The organism is Streptococcus sp. DD12, assembly GCF_001578885.1.
Classification (GTDB): Bacteria; Bacillota; Bacilli; order Lactobacillales; family Streptococcaceae; genus Streptococcus.
This window is the reverse complement of the sequence record NZ_KQ969495.1, coordinates 403876-424799: the sequence shown is the minus strand read 5'-3', so window position 1 is coordinate 424799 and position 20924 is coordinate 403876. Positions and strand designations below refer to the sequence as shown.

Annotated in this window: 20 protein-coding genes, 2 pseudogenes and 1 riboswitch; of the genes and pseudogenes, 9 read left to right on the top strand and 13 right to left on the bottom strand. The window is 44.2% G+C overall.

From position 1 onward, the window contains the following. Window positions 1-121: 121 nt before the first annotated feature. Window positions 122-1191 (bottom strand): annotated as a pseudogene (gene xerS, locus STRDD12_RS02030) (tyrosine recombinase XerS). Between the two features lie 404 nt (window positions 1192-1595). Here xerS and STRDD12_RS02025 point away from each other — a divergent pair. The 4 genes and pseudogenes from STRDD12_RS02025 to STRDD12_RS02010 all read left to right on the top strand — a co-directional run bounded on the left by STRDD12_RS02025 (window position 1596) and on the right by STRDD12_RS02010 (window position 5216). Next, window positions 1596-2287 (top strand): annotated as a pseudogene (locus STRDD12_RS02025) (phosphopantothenate--cysteine ligase). A gap of 4 nt (window positions 2288-2291) precedes the next feature. Then, the gene (coaC, locus tag STRDD12_RS02020) at window positions 2292-2840 is read left to right on the top strand and encodes a phosphopantothenoylcysteine decarboxylase (protein ID WP_066914460.1); all 549 of its coding nucleotides are present in this window, start codon (window positions 2292-2294) and stop codon (window positions 2838-2840) included. Further along, a complete protein-coding gene (locus tag STRDD12_RS02015; protein ID WP_066914453.1) occupies window positions 2830-3405 on the top strand; it encodes an ECF transporter S component in 576 nt (191 codons plus the stop codon). Before coaC ends, STRDD12_RS02015 begins: the two co-directional genes overlap by 11 nt. Before the next feature lie 92 nt (window positions 3406-3497). Beyond that, window positions 3498-5216 (top strand): phospho-sugar mutase, encoded by a 1719-nt coding sequence (locus STRDD12_RS02010; RefSeq protein ID WP_066914450.1) that lies wholly within the window; start codon window positions 3498-3500, stop codon window positions 5214-5216. Between the two features lie 62 nt (window positions 5217-5278). Here STRDD12_RS02010 and STRDD12_RS02005 read toward each other — a convergent pair whose 3' ends face one another. Genes STRDD12_RS02005 through STRDD12_RS01965 form a run of 9 tightly spaced genes read right to left on the bottom strand, consistent with a single transcriptional unit; the run spans window position 5279 to window position 14712 of the window. After that, on the bottom strand, window positions 5279-7021 hold the full coding sequence (locus tag STRDD12_RS02005) for an ABC transporter ATP-binding protein (RefSeq protein ID WP_066914448.1): 1743 nt from the start codon (window positions 7019-7021) through the stop codon (window positions 5279-5281). Beyond that, entirely contained in the window at window positions 7005-8750 is a 1746-nt protein-coding gene (locus STRDD12_RS02000) for an ABC transporter ATP-binding protein (RefSeq protein ID WP_066914446.1), read from the bottom strand. The genes STRDD12_RS02005 and STRDD12_RS02000 overlap by 17 nt, the downstream gene beginning before the upstream one ends. Window positions 8751-8752: 2 nt before the next feature. Further along, the gene (locus tag STRDD12_RS01995) at window positions 8753-9367 is read right to left on the bottom strand and encodes a lysozyme family protein (protein ID WP_066914444.1); all 615 of its coding nucleotides are present in this window, start codon (window positions 9365-9367) and stop codon (window positions 8753-8755) included. 5 nt (window positions 9368-9372) lie between these two features. Then, complete coding sequence (locus STRDD12_RS01990) at window positions 9373-10344, bottom strand: nucleoid-associated protein (protein WP_082753041.1); 972 nt, start codon at window positions 10342-10344, stop codon at window positions 9373-9375. 2 nt (window positions 10345-10346) lie between these two features. Next, window positions 10347-11609 (bottom strand): serine hydroxymethyltransferase, encoded by a 1263-nt coding sequence (gene glyA / locus STRDD12_RS01985; RefSeq protein ID WP_066914440.1) that lies wholly within the window; start codon window positions 11607-11609, stop codon window positions 10347-10349. Window positions 11610-11621: 12 nt separating this feature from the next. Continuing rightward, on the bottom strand, window positions 11622-12227 hold the full coding sequence (locus tag STRDD12_RS01980) for an L-threonylcarbamoyladenylate synthase (RefSeq protein ID WP_066914436.1): 606 nt from the start codon (window positions 12225-12227) through the stop codon (window positions 11622-11624). Next, a complete protein-coding gene (prmC, locus tag STRDD12_RS01975) occupies window positions 12214-13047 on the bottom strand; it encodes a peptide chain release factor N(5)-glutamine methyltransferase (protein ID WP_066914435.1) in 834 nt (277 codons plus the stop codon). The genes STRDD12_RS01980 and prmC overlap by 14 nt, the downstream gene beginning before the upstream one ends. Continuing rightward, window positions 13044-14126 carry a peptide chain release factor 1 gene (gene prfA, locus STRDD12_RS01970; RefSeq protein ID WP_066914434.1) on the bottom strand — a complete coding sequence of 361 codons (1083 nt, stop codon included), beginning with the start codon at window positions 14124-14126 and terminating at the stop codon, window positions 13044-13046. The genes prmC and prfA overlap by 4 nt, the downstream gene beginning before the upstream one ends. A gap of 1 nt (window position 14127) precedes the next feature. After that, window positions 14128-14712, bottom strand: coding sequence for a thymidine kinase (locus tag STRDD12_RS01965; protein ID WP_066916182.1), 585 nt, complete (start codon window positions 14710-14712; stop codon window positions 14128-14130). 152 nt (window positions 14713-14864) lie between these two features. On the opposite strand from STRDD12_RS01965, the gene STRDD12_RS01960 reads away from it, so the two are divergent. Further along, window positions 14865-15050, top strand: a complete 186-nt coding sequence (locus tag STRDD12_RS01960) for a 4-oxalocrotonate tautomerase (RefSeq protein ID WP_066914431.1) — start codon at window positions 14865-14867, stop codon at window positions 15048-15050. Between the two features lie 37 nt (window positions 15051-15087). Here STRDD12_RS01960 and STRDD12_RS01955 read toward each other — a convergent pair whose 3' ends face one another. The 3 genes from STRDD12_RS01955 to STRDD12_RS01945 all read right to left on the bottom strand — a co-directional run bounded on the left by STRDD12_RS01955 (window position 15088) and on the right by STRDD12_RS01945 (window position 17704). Further along, complete coding sequence (locus STRDD12_RS01955; RefSeq protein ID WP_066914429.1) at window positions 15088-15762, bottom strand: hypothetical protein; 675 nt, start codon at window positions 15760-15762, stop codon at window positions 15088-15090. 75 nt (window positions 15763-15837) lie between these two features. Further along, window positions 15838-17121 carry a nucleobase:cation symporter-2 family protein gene (locus STRDD12_RS01950; RefSeq protein ID WP_066914427.1) on the bottom strand — a complete coding sequence of 428 codons (1284 nt, stop codon included), beginning with the start codon at window positions 17119-17121 and terminating at the stop codon, window positions 15838-15840. 1 nt (window position 17122) lies between these two features. After that, complete coding sequence (locus tag STRDD12_RS01945; protein WP_066916180.1) at window positions 17123-17704, bottom strand: xanthine phosphoribosyltransferase; 582 nt, start codon at window positions 17702-17704, stop codon at window positions 17123-17125. A gap of 92 nt (window positions 17705-17796) precedes the next feature. Then, window positions 17797-17892, bottom strand: a riboswitch (purine riboswitch). A gap of 160 nt (window positions 17893-18052) precedes the next feature. Between STRDD12_RS01945 and STRDD12_RS01940 the strand changes: the two genes are divergently transcribed. The 4 genes from STRDD12_RS01940 to STRDD12_RS01925 all read left to right on the top strand — a co-directional run. Further along, entirely contained in the window at window positions 18053-18724 is a 672-nt protein-coding gene (locus tag STRDD12_RS01940) for an amino acid ABC transporter permease (RefSeq protein WP_066914425.1), read from the top strand. Continuing rightward, the gene (locus tag STRDD12_RS01935) at window positions 18693-19373 is read left to right on the top strand and encodes an amino acid ABC transporter permease (RefSeq protein ID WP_066914423.1); all 681 of its coding nucleotides are present in this window, start codon (window positions 18693-18695) and stop codon (window positions 19371-19373) included. The genes STRDD12_RS01940 and STRDD12_RS01935 overlap by 32 nt, the downstream gene beginning before the upstream one ends. Before the next feature lie 12 nt (window positions 19374-19385). After that, window positions 19386-20141, top strand: coding sequence for an amino acid ABC transporter ATP-binding protein (locus tag STRDD12_RS01930; protein WP_066914421.1), 756 nt, complete (start codon window positions 19386-19388; stop codon window positions 20139-20141). An 18-nt stretch (window positions 20142-20159) separates the two neighbouring features. Further along, a partial coding sequence (locus tag STRDD12_RS01925) for a cysteine ABC transporter substrate-binding protein (RefSeq protein ID WP_066914419.1) occupies window positions 20160-20924 on the top strand: 765 nt, incomplete at its 3' end.

Sequence of the window (20924 nt, the reverse complement as noted above, 5' to 3'; positions counted from 1 at the left end):
ACCTTTTCCTATTTGACCTTGCTAGTGAATAAACAAAAGAAGTAGAGTACCAAGGTGTAACATAACTTTATTTACGTCTCTTTGCAAGCTTGTTTCAAAACATATATAAATATACGTTCCATCACAGCTTATCTAGGGCGTTTTTCTGTTCGTCGTTGACGATGTGGGTATAAAGGTCAGTGACTTGAGTGCTCGCATGGCCAAGTTGGTGACTGACTAAGACCTGAGATTTGGTGGCATCGTATAAGCGTGTCGCCAGGGTGTGACGGAGTTTGTGTGGTGTCACTCTAATTTTAAAGTCCTCTGAATACTTCCCAACCATTTTTTCGATACTAGAAGCGTCCATACGGTTGGCCACTCCCCTATACAGACTTAGGAAAAAAGCAGTATCAGTTTTTTCGGCATGGTAGCGGTGGGAGCGGATAGCCAGATAGTTTTCTAAGTAAGGTTTTGCGAAAGCAGCGACATTTACAGAATCACGCTTGCCCCCTTTACGGGTCACTTCGATGACCATCATGTTGAGATTGACGTCTTTAAGATCTAGATTAACAGCTTCTGACAGACGGACCCCCGAAGCCAACAGCAGGGCAATAATTGCCAAATCTCTTTCCTTGTTTTTGTAAAAGGAGGACTTGGCGCGGTTAGAGAGCTTGACTTCGTATTCATTAGCAACATAATCCAGAAAAGCCATGGTTTCATCGCCTAAAAAGAGCTTTTGTTTGATGTTTTCAGCCCGTGCAGCAAGCGTTTCCTTTTCTTTTTGGTAGCAACTTTTTTCATCACATTACGGTAAAAATAAGGTTCGCCTTGCTCGTTTTCAACCTCCTCCGTTAAGTATTTAAATAAGCTAGCTAAGGCAGATAAGGTCCGGTTAATGGTCGTCTGGGAAACACCTTGTTGGGTGGTATTGGCATTGAGCAAAGGACGTTCGCGTAAATAGAGAATAAAAGCTTCCATATCCTTTTTAGAGAGATTTTCAAGCGTTTCCAAGGAAATATCAGCAATTGATGGCGCCGAACTGATACCAGAATCCATCAACCAATCAAAAAAACGTTTGTATTCTTTAAGGTATTCATATAAGGTTGTAAAACTGTAAGGCACACTCAGTTTAGATTGGTAATAGTCTAAAACATACCAAGGCATCAGGGCCTTGTATTCATCAATTTTTTCGAGTAAACGGTCACGTTTCATAATTTGTCTCCTGATAAGATGCTAAGACTAGTATAGCAGACCCTTATCTGTTTTTCAAGAAAATTACAGTTTTTCGGAAAGATGTAATAAGGAAAATGAGAAACCCAGCTAATCGACTAAATAACCTGTTTTGACTTAATAGGTGCTTTCTCATTGTTCTTAGGGCTAATTAGGCTTTTGTGCGTTTCGAAATTCTGTAAAAAGTAAATACGCTGTCCTTGCTTTTGACAATGTCTGCCTATGGTCTTCTTTCTTATGGTTAGATTGGTCAAAGGATGAAATGACAAGCCTTGCTGAGCTCTCCTCTAGAGGAAAGGCGTTTCTCCTGCCTCTTTTTAGCTTTTTTTATGTTACAATAGAGGAAATCCTTTTACATTTTGCATGAATTAAGGAGTCCATTGAACATGAAAATTTTAATCACATCTGGCGGTACGTCTCAACCTATCGATAGCGTGCGCTCAGTGACCAATCGCTCGACAGGTCAACTGGGGACTTTTGTGGCGCGACAATTTCTAAAGAACGGTCACGAGGTGACCTTGGTGACAACCCAGACAGCCATCAAGCCAGAAGATCACCCTGCCTTAACATTGGTTTTAGTAGAAACTGTTTCAGATGTCCAAGAAATCCTAGAACGTCTGGTTCCCGTGCATGACGCTTTGATTCACGCTATGGCAATTTCAGATTATGACCCCATCCGGATGGTGCCTTTTGCTGAAGTTGCTCAGGCGGATGATTTGACACCTTTTTTGGAAAAAGAAGACCAAATTCAGAAGATTTCTTCCAAATCCGATGTTCAGGTTCTCTTTTTACAAAAACACCTAAAATCATTTCCTTGGTCAAGACCTGGAACCCTGATATTTTGCTGATCGGTTTTAAACTCTTGGTAGCAACCTCACAGGAAGAATTGCTCAACGTGGCTAGAGAGTCTTTGGTCAGCAACCAGGCGGATATGATTGTGGCAAATGACTTACAAGACATTAAAGGCAAACAAACTCATATTGCCTATCTGGTCACTGAAGAAGCCTACCCTGTCTATCACAATAAAGCTGAAATTGCTCAGGCTATCTATGATTTTGTGAAGGAAAAAAGAGGTTAAGGTTATGGCGAATATTTTACTTGCTGTCTCAGGTTCTATCTCGGCCTATAAGGCAGCAGATTTAACCAGTCAACTGCGTAAAAGAGGCCATGCGGTACAGGTGATAATGACCAAAGGAGCTCAGGCTTTTATCACACCTTTGACTTTACAAACCTTGTCTAAGCGCCCTGTTCTTACAGATGTCATGGTAGAGGAAAACCCAACAGAAATCGCCCACATTGATACAGGCAAGTGGGCTGATCTCTTCATTCTAGCCCCAGCCTCGGCTAATAGCTTGGCTAAACTGGCCCATGGTTTTGCGGATGACATGCTATCAGCGACAGCCTTAGCTCTGGATCCAAAAACACCTAAGCTTATCGCACCAGCCATGAATACCAAGATGTACCAAAACCCAGCGACACAGGCCAATTTGGCAACCTTGGAAGCTTATGGCTACCATCAAATCTTCCCCAAAGAATCCCTTTTGGCTTGTGGAGACTATGGACCCGGCGCTCTAGCAGACCTCTCTGTTATTCTTTTAGAAATCGAGGAAACCCTATCCAATGAAAACTAATCAGCGTTCCCGTCAAGTAGCGATTGTTGCTATTTTAATTGCTTTAGCAACTATTATCCAATATTTTAGCACGGTCTTGTATGGTCTTTTTCCCCTACCTATCAAACCAACGCTTATGCCCATCGTCGTTATCCTAGCTAGCGTGTGTTATGGGCCGAAAATTGGGGCCATTCTGGGTACCTATATGGGGCTTTACAGTGTCGTCTATAACACAGTGGTCTATAATGTTGCAGCTAGCTTCCTTTTTTCACCATTTGTGCCAAACGGAAACCTCTTTAGTTTCCTCATTGCACTGGTTCCGCGCATTTTAATCGGGGTTGTTCCTTACTACATATATAAATTATGGCAAACTAAAGGCGGACTCTTCTTGGCTGGTGCCATGGGAGCCCTTACTAACACAGTTTTTGTCTTATCTGGTATTTTCATTTTCTTTCAAACTGTTTACCAAGGAGATGTCATGGCGCTTCTAGGGGCTGTTTTTGCCTCCAACTCCATCATAGAACTTCTTGTCTATGCTTTTGTGACCATGTTGGTTGCGCCACGTGTACTAAAAGCGACAAAATAAGACGATTTTTATCACGGGAAGCCGTGATTTTTTTATAGAATCGTGCTATAATGGAAATGTAAGCGATTAACTTTTTCATACGGAGGTTTCAAATGACATATCAAGACACCTATAATACTTGGCTTCAGGAACCTAGCTTGCCAGCCTACTTGACTCAAGAGCTGCAGACTATGGACGAAAAAACAAAAGAAGATGCCTTTTACACAAATCTAGAATTTGGTACAGCAGGTATGCGGGGGCTTATCGGTGCTGGTACCAACCGCATCAATATTTATGTGGTGCGCCAAGCCACAGAAGGCCTAGCACAGTTGATTCTCTCTAAAGGCGAAGAAACTGCTAAACGTGGCGTAGCGATTGCTTATGACTCTCGCCACTTCTCCTACGAATTTGCCTTTGAATCTGCACAGGTTCTGGCTCACCACGGGATTCCAAGTTTTGTATTTGAATCTCTACGGCCAACACCAGAGTTATCTTTTGCCGTTCGTCATTTGCACACATTTGCGGGTATTATGGTAACTGCTAGCCACAACCCAGCCCCATTTAACGGCTATAAGGTCTATGGTGAAGACGGTGGTCAAATGCCTCCTGCTGATGCCGCAGCCTTGACAGATTACATTCGTGCCATTGAGGACCCATTTACTATTCCTTTAGCTGACCTGGACCAAGCTAAAGCATCTGGTTTGATTACCGTTATCGGCGAAGCGGTAGATGCAGAATACCTCAAAGAAGTCAAAGACGTTAACATCAATCAGGCCTTGATTGACCAATATGGTCGAGACATGAAAATTGTCTACACCCCCTTGCATGGTACAGGAGAAATGTTGGCCCGTCGTGCCTTAGCGCAAGCTGGTTTTGACCAAGTCCAAGTGGTGGAGGCTCAATGCAAGCCAGACCCAGACTTTTCAACAGTTGCTTCTCCAAACCCTGAAAGCCAAGCTGCCTTTGCTTTGGCTGAAGAGTTGGGACGGCAAGTGGATGCAGATGTCTTGGTAGCAACTGACCCAGATGCTGACCGTCTAGGGGTTGAAATTCGCCAACCTGATGGCTCTTATAAAAACCTCTCTGGTAACCAAATTGGTGCGCTTATTGCTAAATACATCCTTGAAGCGCACAAAACAGCAGGGACTCTTCCGCAAAATGCCGCTTTGGCAAAATCCATTGTTTCAACCGAATTAGTGACGAAGATTGCACAAAGCTATGGTGCTACCATGTTTAATGTCTTGACTGGTTTCAAATTCATTGGAGAAAAAATCCAAGAGTTTGAAGATACAGGCAACTACACCTACATGTTTGGTTTTGAAGAAAGCTTTGGTTATCTGATTAAACCATTTGTTCGAGACAAGGATGCTATCCAAGCTGTTCTGATTGTGGCTGAAATTGCTGCCTACTACCGCTCTCGTGGCCTGACCTTAGCCGATGGGATTGAAGAAATCTATAAAGAGTACGGTTACTTTGCAGAAAAGACTATTTCTCTCACCCTATCAGGGGTCGATGGTACGACACAAATCAAGGCCATCATGGAAAAATTCCGCAATGCTGGCCCATCCTCTTATGCTGGTTTGACTATCGACTTGTCTGAGGACTTTGAAAAACAAACAGCTACTAGCAAAGATGGTACTGTTAGTGAGCTGACAACACCACCTAGCAATGTCTTGAAGTACATTTTAGAAGATGGTTCCTGGTTTGCTGTACGTCCTTCAGGTACAGAACCAAAAATCAAATTCTATGTTGCCACTGTTGGCGATACCGCTAAAGAGGCTCAAGATAAGCTTGAAGCGATTGAAAATCAAATCAATGCCTTCGTGAGCTAAAAGCCTCATTATCAGATAGATCCAAAAAAGCGTTGAACTTTTCTTCAACGCTTTTTTCTTTTTTATGAAAGCTGTTCTTGGGCTGTCTGCATGTCAAAGTAGACACCCTTTTGTGCCATCAACTGGCTATGATTGCCGTGCTCGACAATATTACCAGCTACCATAACCAAAATAATATCGGCATTTTGGATGGTAGATAAGCGATGGGCAATGATAAAGCTTGTACGACCTGCCATCAACTTTTCAAAGGCTTCTTGGATAAGCACCTCAGTCCGTGTGTCAATAGAGGAGGTAGCTTCGTCTAAAATGAGGATTTCAGGTACTTTGACAAACAGTCTTGCGATTGCTAATAATTGCCGTTGGCCTTGAGACAAGGAAGCGCCCGCATCTGCTAAAAAGGTATCGTAACCTTGAGGCAGTTGGCGAATAAAAAAGTCTGCCTTGGCCGCCTTGGCTGCAGCAATAACCTCTGCACGACTAGCTGTTGGGTGCCCATAGGCGATGTTGTCTGCCACCGTCGCTGTTTCTAGCCAAGTTTCCTGCAAGACCATGCCTATTTGGCTCCGGAGCGATTCGCGAGTATAGTCTGTGACTGGCACACCATCAATCAAAATCTGCCCCTGATTGACCTCGTAAAAACGCATGAGCAGATTAATCAGGGTCGATTTTCCGGCACCTGTCGGGCCGACAATGGCTACCTTACTGCCAGCAGGGATAGCAATGCTGATATCCTCTAAAAGCGTTTGCTCTGGAACATAGCCAAATGAGACATGCTCAAAGGTTACAGCTCCTTGATTTTGCGCAATGGTCAGTGTCTCTTGCCCTGTTTCTGTCAGACTTTCCTGGGCGAGGACCATATAGAGGCGATCGCCACAAGCCAGGGCGCTTTGGAGTTCCGCAAAAACAGCAGAGATGTCATTGAAAGGCTTGGTGTACTGGGTAACATAGTTTAAAAAGGCCGTCAAAGCCCCAACACTAAAATTGCCTGACATGATACGCATGGCACCAATACCAACCAAGAGCGCATATATGAGCGCATTGATCAGACGTGTCGCTGGATTGACTGTGGAGGAATAAAAGATGGCATCTTGAGAATAATCCGCATAGCGGCCATTGACCTCATTAAAGGCTTGAATCATCTGTTCTTGAGCATTGAAAGCTTGCACCACTTCTTCTTGTTGGATAAGCTCTTCAACCATCTGGGTCTGTTGCCCACGGCTTTTCGTTTGTTCTTGATAGAGATGATAGGATTTGTTAGCGATAAATCGTGCCAGGATAATTGATAATGGCGTCAAACAAACAGTAACCAGCATCATGACCAGGTCTAATTTTGCCATGGCAATAACGGTGAAAAGGAGCGTCAAGACCCCAACAAGAAATTGATTGAAGACCATTAATAAGCCATTAGACAGTTGTTCTGTATCAGCTGTGACACGCGCAACCAGGTCGCCGACACTGTGCCGGTCGAGGTAGGCTAGGGGTAATTGGTGCAATTTGGCAATGGTACGCTGGCGCAAACGGGCTGTATAGCGGTAGACCAAACGGTTGTATAGTAGCGGATTCAACCATTGGATGAGGGTATTGATTAAAATCACCCAAGCCATCCGTAGCAAAATTGGAAATAGTGACTGCCAAGGGTGGCTGGAGACGACAGCGTTTACGGCATCACCAATCAGCAGGGGAAGATAGGCAGTCAAAGCCACCTGCACAATGGTCCCTAAAAGCGCAAAAAGCAATAAAGACTTTTGAGGAAGAAAATCTGAGCCGATTTCAGCAATAACTTGCCGACTATTGCGTGCTTTCATCACTGCTCCTTTCTTCGGGGTGCTGAGAATAGTGAATTTCTTGGTAAATGGGATTGCTGGCTAAAAGGGCTTCATGCTGCCCTAAACCAACTTGCTGACCATTTTCTAGGACGAGTATATTATCCGCCGCCTTTAGACTGCTCGTTCGTTGTGAAATAAGGAGCAAGGTTAGCTCTGTCTTTGCCATAAGTGTCTTGAGCAAACGAGCTTCGGTCAAGTAATCCAAGGCAGAGGTGGCATCGTCTAGCAGTAAAATAGGGGCCTGTCTCAGGAGCGCGCGAGCGATGGTCAAGCGCTGTCTTTGGCCACCAGAAAAATTTCGGCCAAAGGCTTCCACAGGTTCATCCAGTTGTAGCGATTTTTCTCGAACAAAGTCGCTGGCTTGCGCCTGGTCTAAGGCTGCCCAGAGCTGCTTATCAGAAACATCACCCTCTAGCCCCAGGGTTAAATTGCTCCGAATGGTGCCCTTAAACAGTTGGGCGTTTTGGGGAACCCAGGCGATATTTTGCCGCCACTGTAAGAGATTGGCTGGCGACTGTCCCTGATGAAATTGAGCAATCGCCCCCTTTTGGGCTTGGTAGAGGCGTAAGAGGAGTTGACTCAGCGTTGATTTCCCAGAACCCGTACTTCCGATAATGCCAAAAAATTGCCCTTCTTTGATAGTGAGGTTAATGTGCGAGAGGGCTGCTTCTTGTGCTTTGGGGTAGCGAAACTCAAGATTTGAGACCGCAAGGACTGTCTGGTCAGAGGGGCTTTCAGCAGGGGCTAAAGCTGCGGTAACATTTTCGTCTTCTTGCTCAAAAATAGCTGTCACCCGACCAGCAGCAATGTAGGCTTGATTGAGCGAACTCACCAGCATGGTCACCTTGAGTAATTCAACTAAAATATTGGTCAAATAGTTTATCAAGGCGACGAGAGACCCTTGTGCCAGAAGATTGCCTTGAATTTGTAGGTTTCCTTGCCAGATGACGCCAACTAAGGCCGTATTGACAATGAGGAAGGTCAATGGAGACAATAAAACGGCCCAGCGGCCAACTGTAATCTGTGTGCTCTGGTAGCTGTCATTGGTTTCTTCAAAACGCTCTTCTTCCCGTTTGTCTTGCCCGAAAGCACGGATAACCCGCATTCCTTCGACTTGTTGTGAGGTTAAAAGCACAATAGTATCCGTCAATTGGCGGATTTTTCGATAGAAGGGATTGGTCAGACGAGTGATGAGGTAAATAACCACCGTCAACGCCCCAATCATGCCGATAAACCACCAGGTGATGACAGGGCTTAAAGCAAAGGCCATGAGACAGGAGCCCATCACGATAATAGGAGCTCGCAGAAAAAGACGGAGAAATTGATTGATGGCCGTTTGGATGAGGTAAGTATCACTGGTTATCCGCGTCACCAAAGAGGAGGCCGATAGGGCATCCCGCTCTGGCTTTGGCAGACGCATAATCTTTGCAAAGAGGTCTTGGCTCAGTTTTTGCGTGTAGCGAACAGCTGATTTTGCGGAAAAATATTGTGCTGTGATAGAGACCGTCACGCCTAATAGGGCTAAAAGCAATAAAAGACCAATCATCTCATAGAGATGGGTCTTGTCACGATGGGGAATCACTTGGTCAATGATGACAGCAACCACCATAGGAACGAGGAGCTCAAAACTAGCTTCTAGCAGTTTGAAAAGAGGACCTAAGATGGTTTCTTTCAAATAACCTTTAAAATAAATCAGTAAATTTTTCATGTTTAAAAAAGTGTCATCAGTTTGATGAGGTGGTAGTTAAATTGCACCTGTCTTGAATAGTAAATGTTGCCACCATTTTCATAGAGTTCGCCTCCTCCATAAAATAGGGCAATCGGATGCAGGTAAAAATAGGTCTTACCCGTGGTGTTTCCCAAAGACGGGGCTACCACATTTTTAGAGTAGCGCTTGGCTAGGGCAATCGTATTTTTGCCACCATTTTCAGCGACATAGTTTATATAATTCATTCCAAAATTATAGGCTTGAACTGCTGTCCAGGCATCGACATGCTTGTCTTGTGCCTGATCAAGGTTTTCACCTAATACTGTTATCCCCTGCTGGATGGAGGTTTTAGAATCTGTAATACTATTGGTTGTGCCTGAACTACTCTCACTCGATTGCATAAGGTCCTGAGAATTTCCCTTGGTTTCCGTATAAATGACGGCTAAAACCAGATCTTCATTAACCTTGGAATCATTGTCTTTTAGGACTTTACGGACTGTCGCTCGGTATTGTAGCACAGTCTTAATGGCTTCGTGCGTTCGATAGAGCCAAAAAGCACACAGGCAGACGCCAATCACTAAAAGTGATAGCATTAAGCGTTTGAAAAATTTCTTCATAGCAGCTACTTGTTTTGAATATCTTCAATATTTTTGATGAGGATGGAATAAGTTCCATTTGGATTTTGGATAAATTCAACACTATCAGCGTCTTCATAGACCGCATTAGGCACCAATAGTTCAATCCCATTGGACAAAGATAGCTTTTGATTTTCAAATTTCTTAAGTTGTCGACTGGAATCAATATCATTGATAGGGACTGCATCTGGAACGGTGTCCTTTAGCTTGTCCACGAAGGTGAGACGGGCTGTCAGATTGTCTTCAAACAGCTGGTTAGCCAGATTTTCAGCCGATAAGACCGCTTCTTCTTCCATGTTTTGGTGGATGGCCGATTTAATCTTGGAATCAAATTGAAAATCATGTCGATTGAAATCATCCGCTACCTTTTTGGCAACTTGCTCAATCGATTTAATAGCCTTTTTCACGGATGGTTGGGCCTGCGTCTGGATGAAATCCTCTGTAAAGTAGTTGAGAAAGCCTCCATTGCTCTTAATCCGCTTTTCGATAATAAAATAGCGCCCTGTTTCAAGGTTTAAAACTAGGGCCTCGTCAGGTGTTTGTGCCGCAGATGGAAAAACATTTTGTGTCAGTTGCAATGGTTTTTGGCTATCACCAGCATGAACCAGACTTTCCTTTAGCGCCATGCGCAGAAAAGCGATATAAGCCTGACCATCTTTTTCAAAGCGTAAAAAGACCAGGTCATTGGTTTTCTGATTTTCACTCACTTTAAAAGCTTCCAACCAAGCTTGTGTCAATGCTTGGGAAGTTCCTCGGTTATCGTCAGAAATGTAATCCCAAAAAGGGTGGTCCTGCTCGAGCTGACCACGTTTGGCGTCATCGGAAAAAACCTTGGCGAGTTTTTTAGAAAAATAGCTATCTAAGGCTGGCGTGACTGCCAGTGGCTCTTCCATCCATTGGATTTCCGTGTCATCCGGCCGAAATTGATGAATGAAGAGCGTTTTGAGGTAAAAATCCATGCTCATTGGATAGCCTCATAAAGAGGGAATGCATCTGTAAGCGTTTTGACCTCCTGACGGACACTGTCTAAAACAGCTGGATTTGAAGCATTTTCTAAAGCTTTGATAATCAATTTTGCGACTTGTTGGCTTTCTGCGATACCAAAGCCACGGGCCGTAATAGCTGAACTACCGATACGAATACCAGATGTTTTAAAAGGTGACAGTTTTTCGTAAGGAATACTATTTTTATTGAGCGTGATGTTGACTTCATCCAAGACGTTTTGAGCAATCTTACCGTTTTCCACCAGATTAGTCACATCGACTAAGAAGAGGTGATTGTCAGTGCCACCTGAAATCACACGTAATTTATCATGAGCTTCAAAGATTTCAGCCATGGCTTTGGCATTATCTAAAACAGCTTGGGCATAGTCCTTGAAGGCAGGGTCCAAGACCTCTTTAAAAGCGACAGCCTTAGCGGCAATCACGTGTTCTAACGGTCCCCCTTGAATACCTGGAAAGACAGCTGAGTTGATTTTTTTGGCTAGATTTTCATCATTGGTCAAAATCAGACCGCCACGTGGACCACGCAGGGTTTTATGAGTGGTTGTTGTTGTGATGTCTGCATAAGGGACTGGACTTGGGTGCAGACCAGCAGCTACAAGGCCTGCAATATGAGCCATATCAACTAACAATTTTGCCCCAACAGCATCAGCAATTGCTCTAAATTTTGCAAAATCAATCTGGCGAGAATAAGCTGACGCACCTGCGACAATCAGTTTAGGACGAACGGCTTGGGCTTGTTCCAAAATAGCATCAAAGTCCAAAAGGCCTGTCTCAGCTGAAACATTATAAGGTACGAAATGGTAGGTCTGTCCTGAAAAACTAACCGCTGCTCCGTGGGTCAAGTGCCCACCAGCAGCCAAATCCATCCCCATTACGGTATCACCTGGTTCAATCAAGGCCATGTAGGCTGCACAGTTGGCTTGGCTACCAGAGTGGGCTTGCACATTGGCGTATTTGGCTCCGAAAATTTCTTTGGCCCGCTCGATGGCTAGCCCCTCAACAATATCAACGACATCCGTTCCCCCATAGTAACGTTTACCTGGGTAGCCTTCAGCGTATTTATTGGTCAAAACGCTGCCTTGCGCTGCCATAACGGCTTGAGAGACCACATTTTCTGAGGCGATGAGTTCGATGGTATTTTGCTGCCGTTCTTCTTCTTTTGCAATGGCATCCCAAAGCTCTTGGTCATACTGGCGATAATCTGTTTTATCAAAAATCATAGGAGTCTCCTTCTAGTCTTCAAATCTTAACTCAGGGATGGCAGCTTGTAAGTCTGCTTGTGTAATGCTACCTTGTCGTAGAATTTTTGCTTTTTCACCCGATAAATCAACAATAGTCGAGTCCTGGCCTGTCAAAAAGGCATCATCTGCAAGCCCCAAGAGCGGTTGCTGAAAGGCTTGCTGAATAGCCTCATACTGTCGGCCACTGCTGTGTCCTGACAGATTAGCAGATGGCCCAACCAGAGGGCCGAAGTCTTTGATATAGGCTAAGGTTTTGGGATGACTAGGCATACGAAAACCAACTGTAGCCAACCCGGCATTGACCCAAACAGGCACCTGGTCATTGGCAGGGAGGATAATCGTCAAAGGACCGGGTAAAAAATGATCTACGAGTCTCTTTAAGTAAGGTGGTTGGTGGGTGGAATAGGTATAAATATCGGCCAAACTAGCAACATTGAGGTTAAGGGCCTTTTCCTTTGGACGGCCTTTAAGGGCGTAAAGCTTGGCGACAGCTTCTTTATCTAATGCGCGAGCAAAAAGGCCGTAAACCGTTTCGGTCGGTAAAATCACAGCCTGTCCTGCTTTAAGGGCTTGACCAATCTTATCATGCTTTGTCACTGGTGCTCACCATCCGATCTTGTCCAAATTGGTCCTTACGAAGGGAAATCATCTTGTCAGGAAAGGCTTTTTTTAATAACTGTGAAACGGCATTTCCTTGCCGATAGCCAATCTCAAAAAAGACGTTTCCCTTTGAGGTAAGGTATTGTGGTGCCTGTTCGCTAATTTTTCGATAGATTGCCAAGCCCTCTTCATCGGCAAAAAGAGCCAACTGAGGTTCGCTAGCAAGAACGTTAGCCCCCACTTCTGCCACATCTTTTCTGGCAATATAAGGCGGATTAGAAACAATAAGATCAAATTGTCCACTGATATTTTCAAAGACATCAGATAAGACAAAGTCAAGCTTAGCTCCTAAAGCCTCCGCATTCAGTCGGGCAACTTCAAGAGCCTGTGGACTGATATCACTAGCAGTCACTTTCCAATGAGGCCGAGCAAGCGCCAAACTGATGGCAATCGCACCACTCCCTGTTCCAATATCTAATAGCCGAAGAGGCTTGTCTGGATAAGTTGCCAAAATCCAATCCACCAACTCTTCTGTTTCAGGCCTAGGAATCAAAACACGCTTATCGACCTTAAAAGAACGCCCTTTAAAGTCAGCATGACCTAGTAAGTATTGGACAGGCTGATGGTCGGCTAGCGCCTGATAGAGTTGCGCTAGCAAAGCCTCATCATCTGCTTGAACTTCTTGTGTCATCAGCAGAAAAAACTCACTCACGGTTAAGTGTTTTATCTCTTGAAAGGCCAAATGCAAGGCCTGAGCTTCTTCTCCGACTGCTTCTAGTTTTTGCCCATAATGGGCAAATAATTGGCCATAGGTCATTCGTTAGCCAACGCTTCTAGTTTTTGGGTTTGATCATAAAGAACCAAGGCGTCAATGACTTCATCCATTTTCCCAGATAAAATGGTATCTAATTTTTGCAGGGTCAAGCCAATCCGGTGATCCGTGACGCGATTTTGTGGGAAATTATAAGTCCGAATGCGTTCCGAACGGTCCCCTGTCCCAATAGTTGATTTTCGCTCGGCATCTTGCTCATCTTGGGCGATTTGGGCAAAATGGTCCGCCACACGAGCCCGGATGACTTTGATGGCCTTGTCGCGGTTCTTTTGTTGCGTCCGTTCTTCCTGCATTTCAACCTTGATACCTGTTGGCAAATGGACCATCCGCACGGCTGTAGCAACTTTATTGACGTTTTGTCCACCCGCGCCAGATGCATGGTAGATATCCACCCGCAGATCCTTAGGGTCAATGTCATATTCAACATCTTCCACTTCAGGCATGACGAGGACAGTGGCTGTCGACGTGTGCACACGCCCTTGACTTTCCGTCACAGGGACCCGTTGAACGCGATGGGCACCAGATTCGTACTTCAATTTGGAGTAAACCGATTCCCCTGAGACCATGACGACAACTTCTTTATAGCCACCGACACCATTTAATGACGCCTCCATGACTTCAAACTTCCAGCCTTGGCTTTCCGCATAGCGTTGATACATATTGAGCAGATCGCCTGCAAAGAGCGAGGCCTCGTCACCACCTGCTGCACCACGGATTTCCAAGATGATGTTTTTGTCATCATTTGGGTCTTTAGGAAGAAGAAGGATTTTTAAGCGCTCTTCCAAGTCTTCTTTTTCAAGCTTGGCTTGCTTAAGCTCCTCTTTTGCCATGGCTTCTAGTTCTGCATCTCCAGCAGCGTCTCGAATCATTTCTTCCGAATCGGTAATGGCTTGCAGGACCTTTTTGTAGGTACGGTATACATCAACCGTTTCGCGCGTGTTGGCTTCCTCACGTGACAGTTGCATAAACCGCTTCGTGTCTGACACAACATCTGGGTCGCTGAGTAATTCTCCCAACTCTTCGTAGCGGTCTTCTACCGCCTGTAGCTGGTCATAAATATTCATTTTAAATCTCCTTTGTCTCCTGTTTGGGGTTAAAATAATGTCTGCGGCAAACTGGGATGTAGGTTTCGTTTCCACCAATCTGAATTTGCGGGCCATCATAGACGGCTTGTCCATTTTGTGTGCGTAAAATCATGGTTGCCTTCCGCGAACAAAAATGGCAAATGGTCTTGATTTCTTCAATCTTATCCGCTAAGAGCAGTAATTGCTCAGACCCTTCAAAAAGGGCATTGCGAAAGTCATTCTTTAGACCAAAAGCCATTACTGGGATAGCCTTTTCATCTACCAATCTAGCTAGCTGATAGACATGTGCTTTGGTCAGAAATTGACTTTCATCCACCAAAACGCAATAAGGCCTATAAGACAACTGACTGATTAACTCAAAGATATTGGTTTCAGTCTCAATGGCAATTGCCTCACGTTTTAGACCAATCCGACTCGCAATCACACCACGGCCATCACGGGTGTCCAAGGCTGATGTCAATAAGACGACAGGCTTCCCTTGTTCCTCGTAATTATGCGCAACTTTTAAAATTTCGATGGTCTTACCAGAATTCATGGTACCATACTTAAAATACAATTGAGCCACAGTATCCTCCACAAGTCTAACGCCTTTATTTTATCATATTTTAAAGGCTAAAAAAAGCATGGAAATGTCAGGCTAGAGAACTTTAGCTTAAGTCTCGCAATTTTTTTCAGGGTGTGGTATGCTGAAACTATAAAATTAGGAGGTTAGCCAATATGCCATTTGTCAAAATCGATCTTTTTGAAGGACGCTCTGATGCCCAAAAAGAAGAACTTGCGCGTGAGGTCACCGAAGTCGTGTCTCGCATTGCCAAAGCACCTAAAGAAGCCATCCATGTTTTCATCAACGATATGCCTGAGGGAACCTATTTCCCACATGGTGAAAAGAAAACCAAAGCCTAAGAAAAATGCGACTAAAGCTAGTGCTCTAGTCGCATTTTTAATTGATTTCATCAGAATCGGTGGCAGCTACCGATGGCCCTGAGGTCGTATCCGAAAGGCTAACTAAGCCTTGATAGGTTTCCTCAAGATACCAGTAAATCAGTGGCAAAATGTCTTCCGTGCTTTCCACAACCCCACGCCATTGACCGCTGGCATCCCTAAGTCCCTGATAACGGTGAACCCAAAAACTCTCTTTGTCTGCTAGGGGAATTGCCTCCAGCAATTGGTCCTTGCTTGACCTCTGGATTTGCTCCAGCATCAAAGGGTCAAGCTGGTAATCTAGATTGAGGTGACTTGGAAAATCAAATGGGTCACTTGGTCGACCATTGCTGTACACCAGGTGATTGTCCGCATCAGTCACACGGTACAAGCTTGGCCAGTCGGCTAGCCAGTCCTTCTGCCAGGCAAATAGGCGTTTGTTGAGCTCCAAAATAGCAGAGGCATCTTGACAGAACCCTGTTAAAGACCTCACAAACAAGGTATTGTCGGTTGAATCTTTTGGATCGCCTTCTTGGATGAACAAGGCCTTTTCACCCGGAATGTATTGGCAGTAGCCTAATACTAAATGTTTTGAAGCCCCCTTCTCCCAGCTTACGAGCCCCTTATAAGCCTCTTTGAGTTGCTCAGCTAAAGGTTTAAGAGCTTCCTCTTCATAATAAAGGTTCAGATACACGGTAATCTCCTTTTCCTTCTGCCATTCTATGACAAAATAAAAGAGACAGCAAGTCAAGTGCTTGCTGCCTTTTTATTAATCTAAAACATCGTCTTGTTTGGGTTTGCCATTCAAGATTAAATTTAAGACAACTGAGAATAGTGTAGCAATCACAATACCATTGGTCAAAAACATCTGAACGGTGCTTGGTAGGCTTGCAAAGAGGTTTGTGCCATTAAAACCGACACCACAAGCCACAGAAACAGCGACAATAATAAAATTATGTTCATTGTGCTCGAAATCAACCTGACGGAACATCTGCATCCCTTGAACAGCTACCATACCAAAGAGGACAATCATAGCGCCTCCTAAAACAGGACTAGGAATTAATTGGGCCAAGGCTCCAAATTTAGGAACAAGACCAAGCAGTACCAAAAAGAGAGCGGTATAGTAGATCGGACGGCGGGTTTTGATGCCAGAAATACGGACAAGACCGACATTTTGTGAGAATCCTGTATAAGGGAAGGTATTAAAAATACCACCCAACAATACGGCCAAACCTTCAGAACGGTAACCGTTACGGAGGCGTTGGCTATCTAATTTGTCATCTGTTAAATCGGCTAAGGCAAGATACACCCCAGTAGATTCGACCATGGAGACTGTCGCAATGATACACATCATCACAATGGAGGTGATTTCAAATTGAGGCATACCAAAATAGAAGGGTTGAGGCACATGAATAAGAGGTGCCGCTGCCACGGCTGAGACATCCACCAAGCCCATAAAGGCTGCAATGACGGTTCCTGCAATCAAACCAATCAGGATTGCAATAGACTTGATAAAGCCTTTGGCAAAAACGTTGACAGCTATCACAATAGCGATGGTGATCAGTGAAAGAATCATGGACTGACTCGTTGGTTTTTCAACATTATTGCCCATATTACCAATGGCTACTGAAATCAAAGTTAAACCAATGGTTGTGATAACAGACCCCGTTACGACTGGTGGGAAATAATTGGCTACTTTAGAGAAGACGCCAGCAACAAGGACGACGTAGATACCAGAAGCAATTAAAGCCCCAAACATGTAACCCGAACCTTGCTGGGCCCCGATAATGGACAGGGGTGCGACAGATTGAAAGGCACAGCCTAAAACAACTGGTAGCCCAATACCAAAATGCTTGCGTAACTGCAGTTGCAAGAAAGTCGCCACACCACACATGAAAATATCAGTTGAGATGAGGTAGGTTAGTTGTTCTTGTGAATAACCCAAAGCTCCTGCAATCATAATAGGGACTAAAATAGAGCCCGCATACATGGCAAGAAGGTGTTGCAAGCCGAGAACGGCTGCTTGAGGATGATTTTGTTCCTTAGTTTGCATCTTAAATATCTGCCTCCGCAAAAATAACTTGGCCTTCTTGGAAGGCTTGGATTCGAGCCAACGAGGTAACAGGGACCCCTGCTTCTTCTAATAACTGACGACCAGGTTGAAAGGCCTTTTCAATCACAATCCCAATCCCCGCAACGCTGGCTCCGGCCTGACCAATGATATCTAGAAGCCCTTTAGCTGCTTGTCCGTTGGCTAAAAAGTCATCGATAATCAAGACACGGTCTTCTTGAGACAAAAATTTGCTAGCGATGGAGACGGTACTGGTTACCTTTTTAGTGAAAGAGTAGACTTCCGTCGTCAAAATGCCCTCATTCATGGTGACATTTTTTGCTTTTTTGGCAAAAATCATTGGAACATCCAAGGCCTGGGCCGTGTAGAGAGCAGGGGCAATCCCGGATGCTTCAATGGTCACCACCTTTGTAATTCCTGCTTGGGCATAGGCTTTGGCGAAAACTTGTCCAATAGCCTGCATGAGAGCATAATCGACTTGATGGGTCAAAAAACTGTCAACTTTGAGAATATCAGTTCCCAGCACTTGCCCATCTTGACGAATGCGTTCTTCCAGTAACTTCATGACTGTCCTTTCTTCAAACAAAAAGAGGTGACCAACTGTCATAAGTTTGGTACACCTCTAGCGCGGCCAAGGGCCTCACGTCCAATAAATCTAGTAATCAACTAGTCACTTATTGTTAGACATTCCGGTGTCTTGTAGAAACACTGGGCCAATTCCCAGCATAAATAAGCTCTAACAGCCCTTATTGTATCAAAAAGTGAGAAAACTGACAAGCAAGCAACCCAAAAAGGCTAGCGGAAAAAAGGTCTTGTTATCAAAAAAACTGATAACCGGTTATCAGAAATGCATAGTAGTCAAATACTTAAAGAAACATTAAACTAAACTTATCTTTGATAGAGGAGGCAGGACATGGATTGGTCCATCATCAGTCAATATTATCCCTTGTACGAGACGGCCTTTTGGCTGACCTTAAGGATTGCTTTTTTGGGGATTCTAGGGGCGCTCTTTATTGGTTTTATCGTGAGTTTGATTCGCTATTTTAAGATTCCTGGTCTAAAACAACTTGCGACAGCTTATATAGAAATCTCACGCAATACCCCCTTACTGATTCAGTTATTTTTCCTGTATTTTGGGCTCCCTCGTATCGGACTCGTCTTATCTTCAGAATTCTGTGCTATTTTTGGACTCATCTTCCTCGGAGGTTCCTACATGGCTGAATCCTTTCGGAGTGGCTTCGAGGCTTTGTCAAAAAGTCAGGAAGAATCTGCTTTGGCCATTGGACTGTCTCCCTTTCAGATTTTCTATTATGTTCTTTTGCCACAAGCCTTAGCTGTTTCCATGCCTTCCTTTAGTGCCAATGTCATTTTTCTGATCAAGGAAACTTCCGTTGTTTCAGCCGTTGCTTTGGCGGATTTAATGTATGTCGCTAAGGATTTGATTGGTCTTTACTATGAAACAGATATAGCACTTTTACTTTTGGTAATTGCCTACTTACTCATGCTACTGCCCATATCACTGCTGTTTTCTTGGTTAGAAAGGAGGCTTCGCTATGCAGGACACGGGACTTCGGGTACTCTTTGAGGGAAACAATCTTTGGCGTATTTTTCAAGGCTTAGGCGTCACCATTGGACTGTCTTTAGTGGCTGTTGTCTTGTCTCTCTTTCTTGGAATCATATTTGGGCTCATCATGACTGCCAAGTCACGGCTTATTCGTTTTTTGAGTCGTTGTTACCTAGAGATTGTTCGCATCATGCCTCAGCTAGTGCTTCTATTTATCGTCTATTTTGGCTTTGCTCGGTCATTTGATATCAATATCTCTGGGGAGCTGTCTGCAATCATTGTATTCACTTTTTGGGGAACAGCCGAAATGGGGGACTTGGTCCGTGGCGCAATCACAGCTTTACCCAAGCACCAAATTGAGAGTGCGCAAGCCTTAGGCCTAGGTCCTTTGCAAATTTACCGATTTATTATCATTCCGCAAATTATCCGTCAACTGCTCCCTCAATCCATTAACCTCGTGACACGTATGATAAAAACAACGTCCTTGGTTGTCTTTATCGGGGTCGTCGAGGTCATAAAGGTAGGTCAACAAATCATTGATAGCAATCGCTTGACCATCCCAACGGCTTCCTTTTGGATTTACGGTTTTATTTTTATTCTTTATTTTGCGGTCTGTTTTCCAATTTCCAAGTATGCCAGTTTTCTGGAAAAACACTGGAGCAAAATTTAGAAAGGAAAGGTCATGTCAGATACTATTTTAGATATCCAACACCTCACGAAAACATTTGGCTCGCAAACGATTTTAAATGATCTCAGTTTTTCGGTCAAAAAAGGGGAGGTCGTGGTCATTTTGGGGGCTTCTGGGAGCGGAAAAAGCACCCTCCTGCGGACGATAAATGGTTTAGAAACTATTCAAAGTGGAGAGATTTTCTTAGAAGGAAAGCCCGCTTTAGGGAAAGAATCCTTGTCACAACTTCGTCAGCAAGTGGGAATGGTTTTTCAAAGTTACGACTTATTTCCCCATTTAGATGTGCTGGGCAATCTTTTGCTGGGGCCGACCAAGGTCCAAAAACGCTCCAAAGCGAGCGTCACCAAGGAGGCTCAGGACCTCTTAGACCGTGTAGGGCTTTTAGACAAAGAACATGCCTTTTCACGCCAATTGTCTGGAGGACAAAAACAACGGGTGGCAATCATCCGTGCTTTACTCATGCAGCCTGATGTCTTACTATTTGATGAGGTGACAGCGTCACTCGACCCCGAAATGGTGCGAGAAGTCTTATCCCTCATCAATGATTTGGCTCAGGAAGGGCGAACCATGATTATCGTAACGCATGAGTTGCAATTCGCTCAGGCTGTCGCTGACCGCATTCTCTTTCTTGATGGTGGAAAGATTATCGAAGAAAGTTCAGCTCAGGAGTTCTTCCACCATCCCAAAACACAAAGGGCTCAAGAATTTTTAAATGTCTTTGATTTCAGCCATTTTGGCAGTTACCTCTAATACTCAAAGGAGATTATTATGAAAAAACTAACGCTTATTTTTACCTCACTTCTTCTCTTTTTAGGCCTTATCGGTTTAGCCGCCTGCTCTTCTGGCAAACAGGCTTCATCAGCTAAACCACGTTCTATCGCTGAGATTAAAAAAAGCGGGGAATTACGGATTGCCGTTTTTAGCGATAAAAAACCTTTTGGTTATGTGGATGATAAGGGCCAATACCAAGGCTACGATATCGTTCTTGGCAACCGCTTAGCCAAAGATTTAGGCGTGAAAGCCAAATACGTTCCTGTTGACGCTGCCAATCGTGCTGAATACCTGAAATCCAACAAGGTTGATATCACCCTTGCCAACTTTACTGTAACTCCTGAACGCAAAAAACAAGTTGATTTTGCCCTTCCTTACATGAAAGTTTCTATCGGTGTGGTGTCTCCTAAGGATGCCCTCATCACAAAACCCGAGCAACTAGAAGGCAAAACCCTCATCGTCACCAAAGGAACGACAGCTGAAACCTTTTTTGAAAAAAATTATCCAAAAATTAAACTGCAAAAATACGACCAATACAGCGATGCCTACCAAGCCCTTTTAGATGGTCGCGGGGAGGCCTTCTCGACAGATAATACGGAAGTGTTGGCTTGGGCCTTGGAAAATAAAGGTTATGAAGTTGGTATTTCTTCTTTAGGAACACCTGACACCATTGCCCCTGCTGTCCAAAAGGGCAATAAGGAACTCCTGGACTACATCAACAAAGAAATTAAAAAACTTGGCCAAGAAAACTTCTTCCATAAA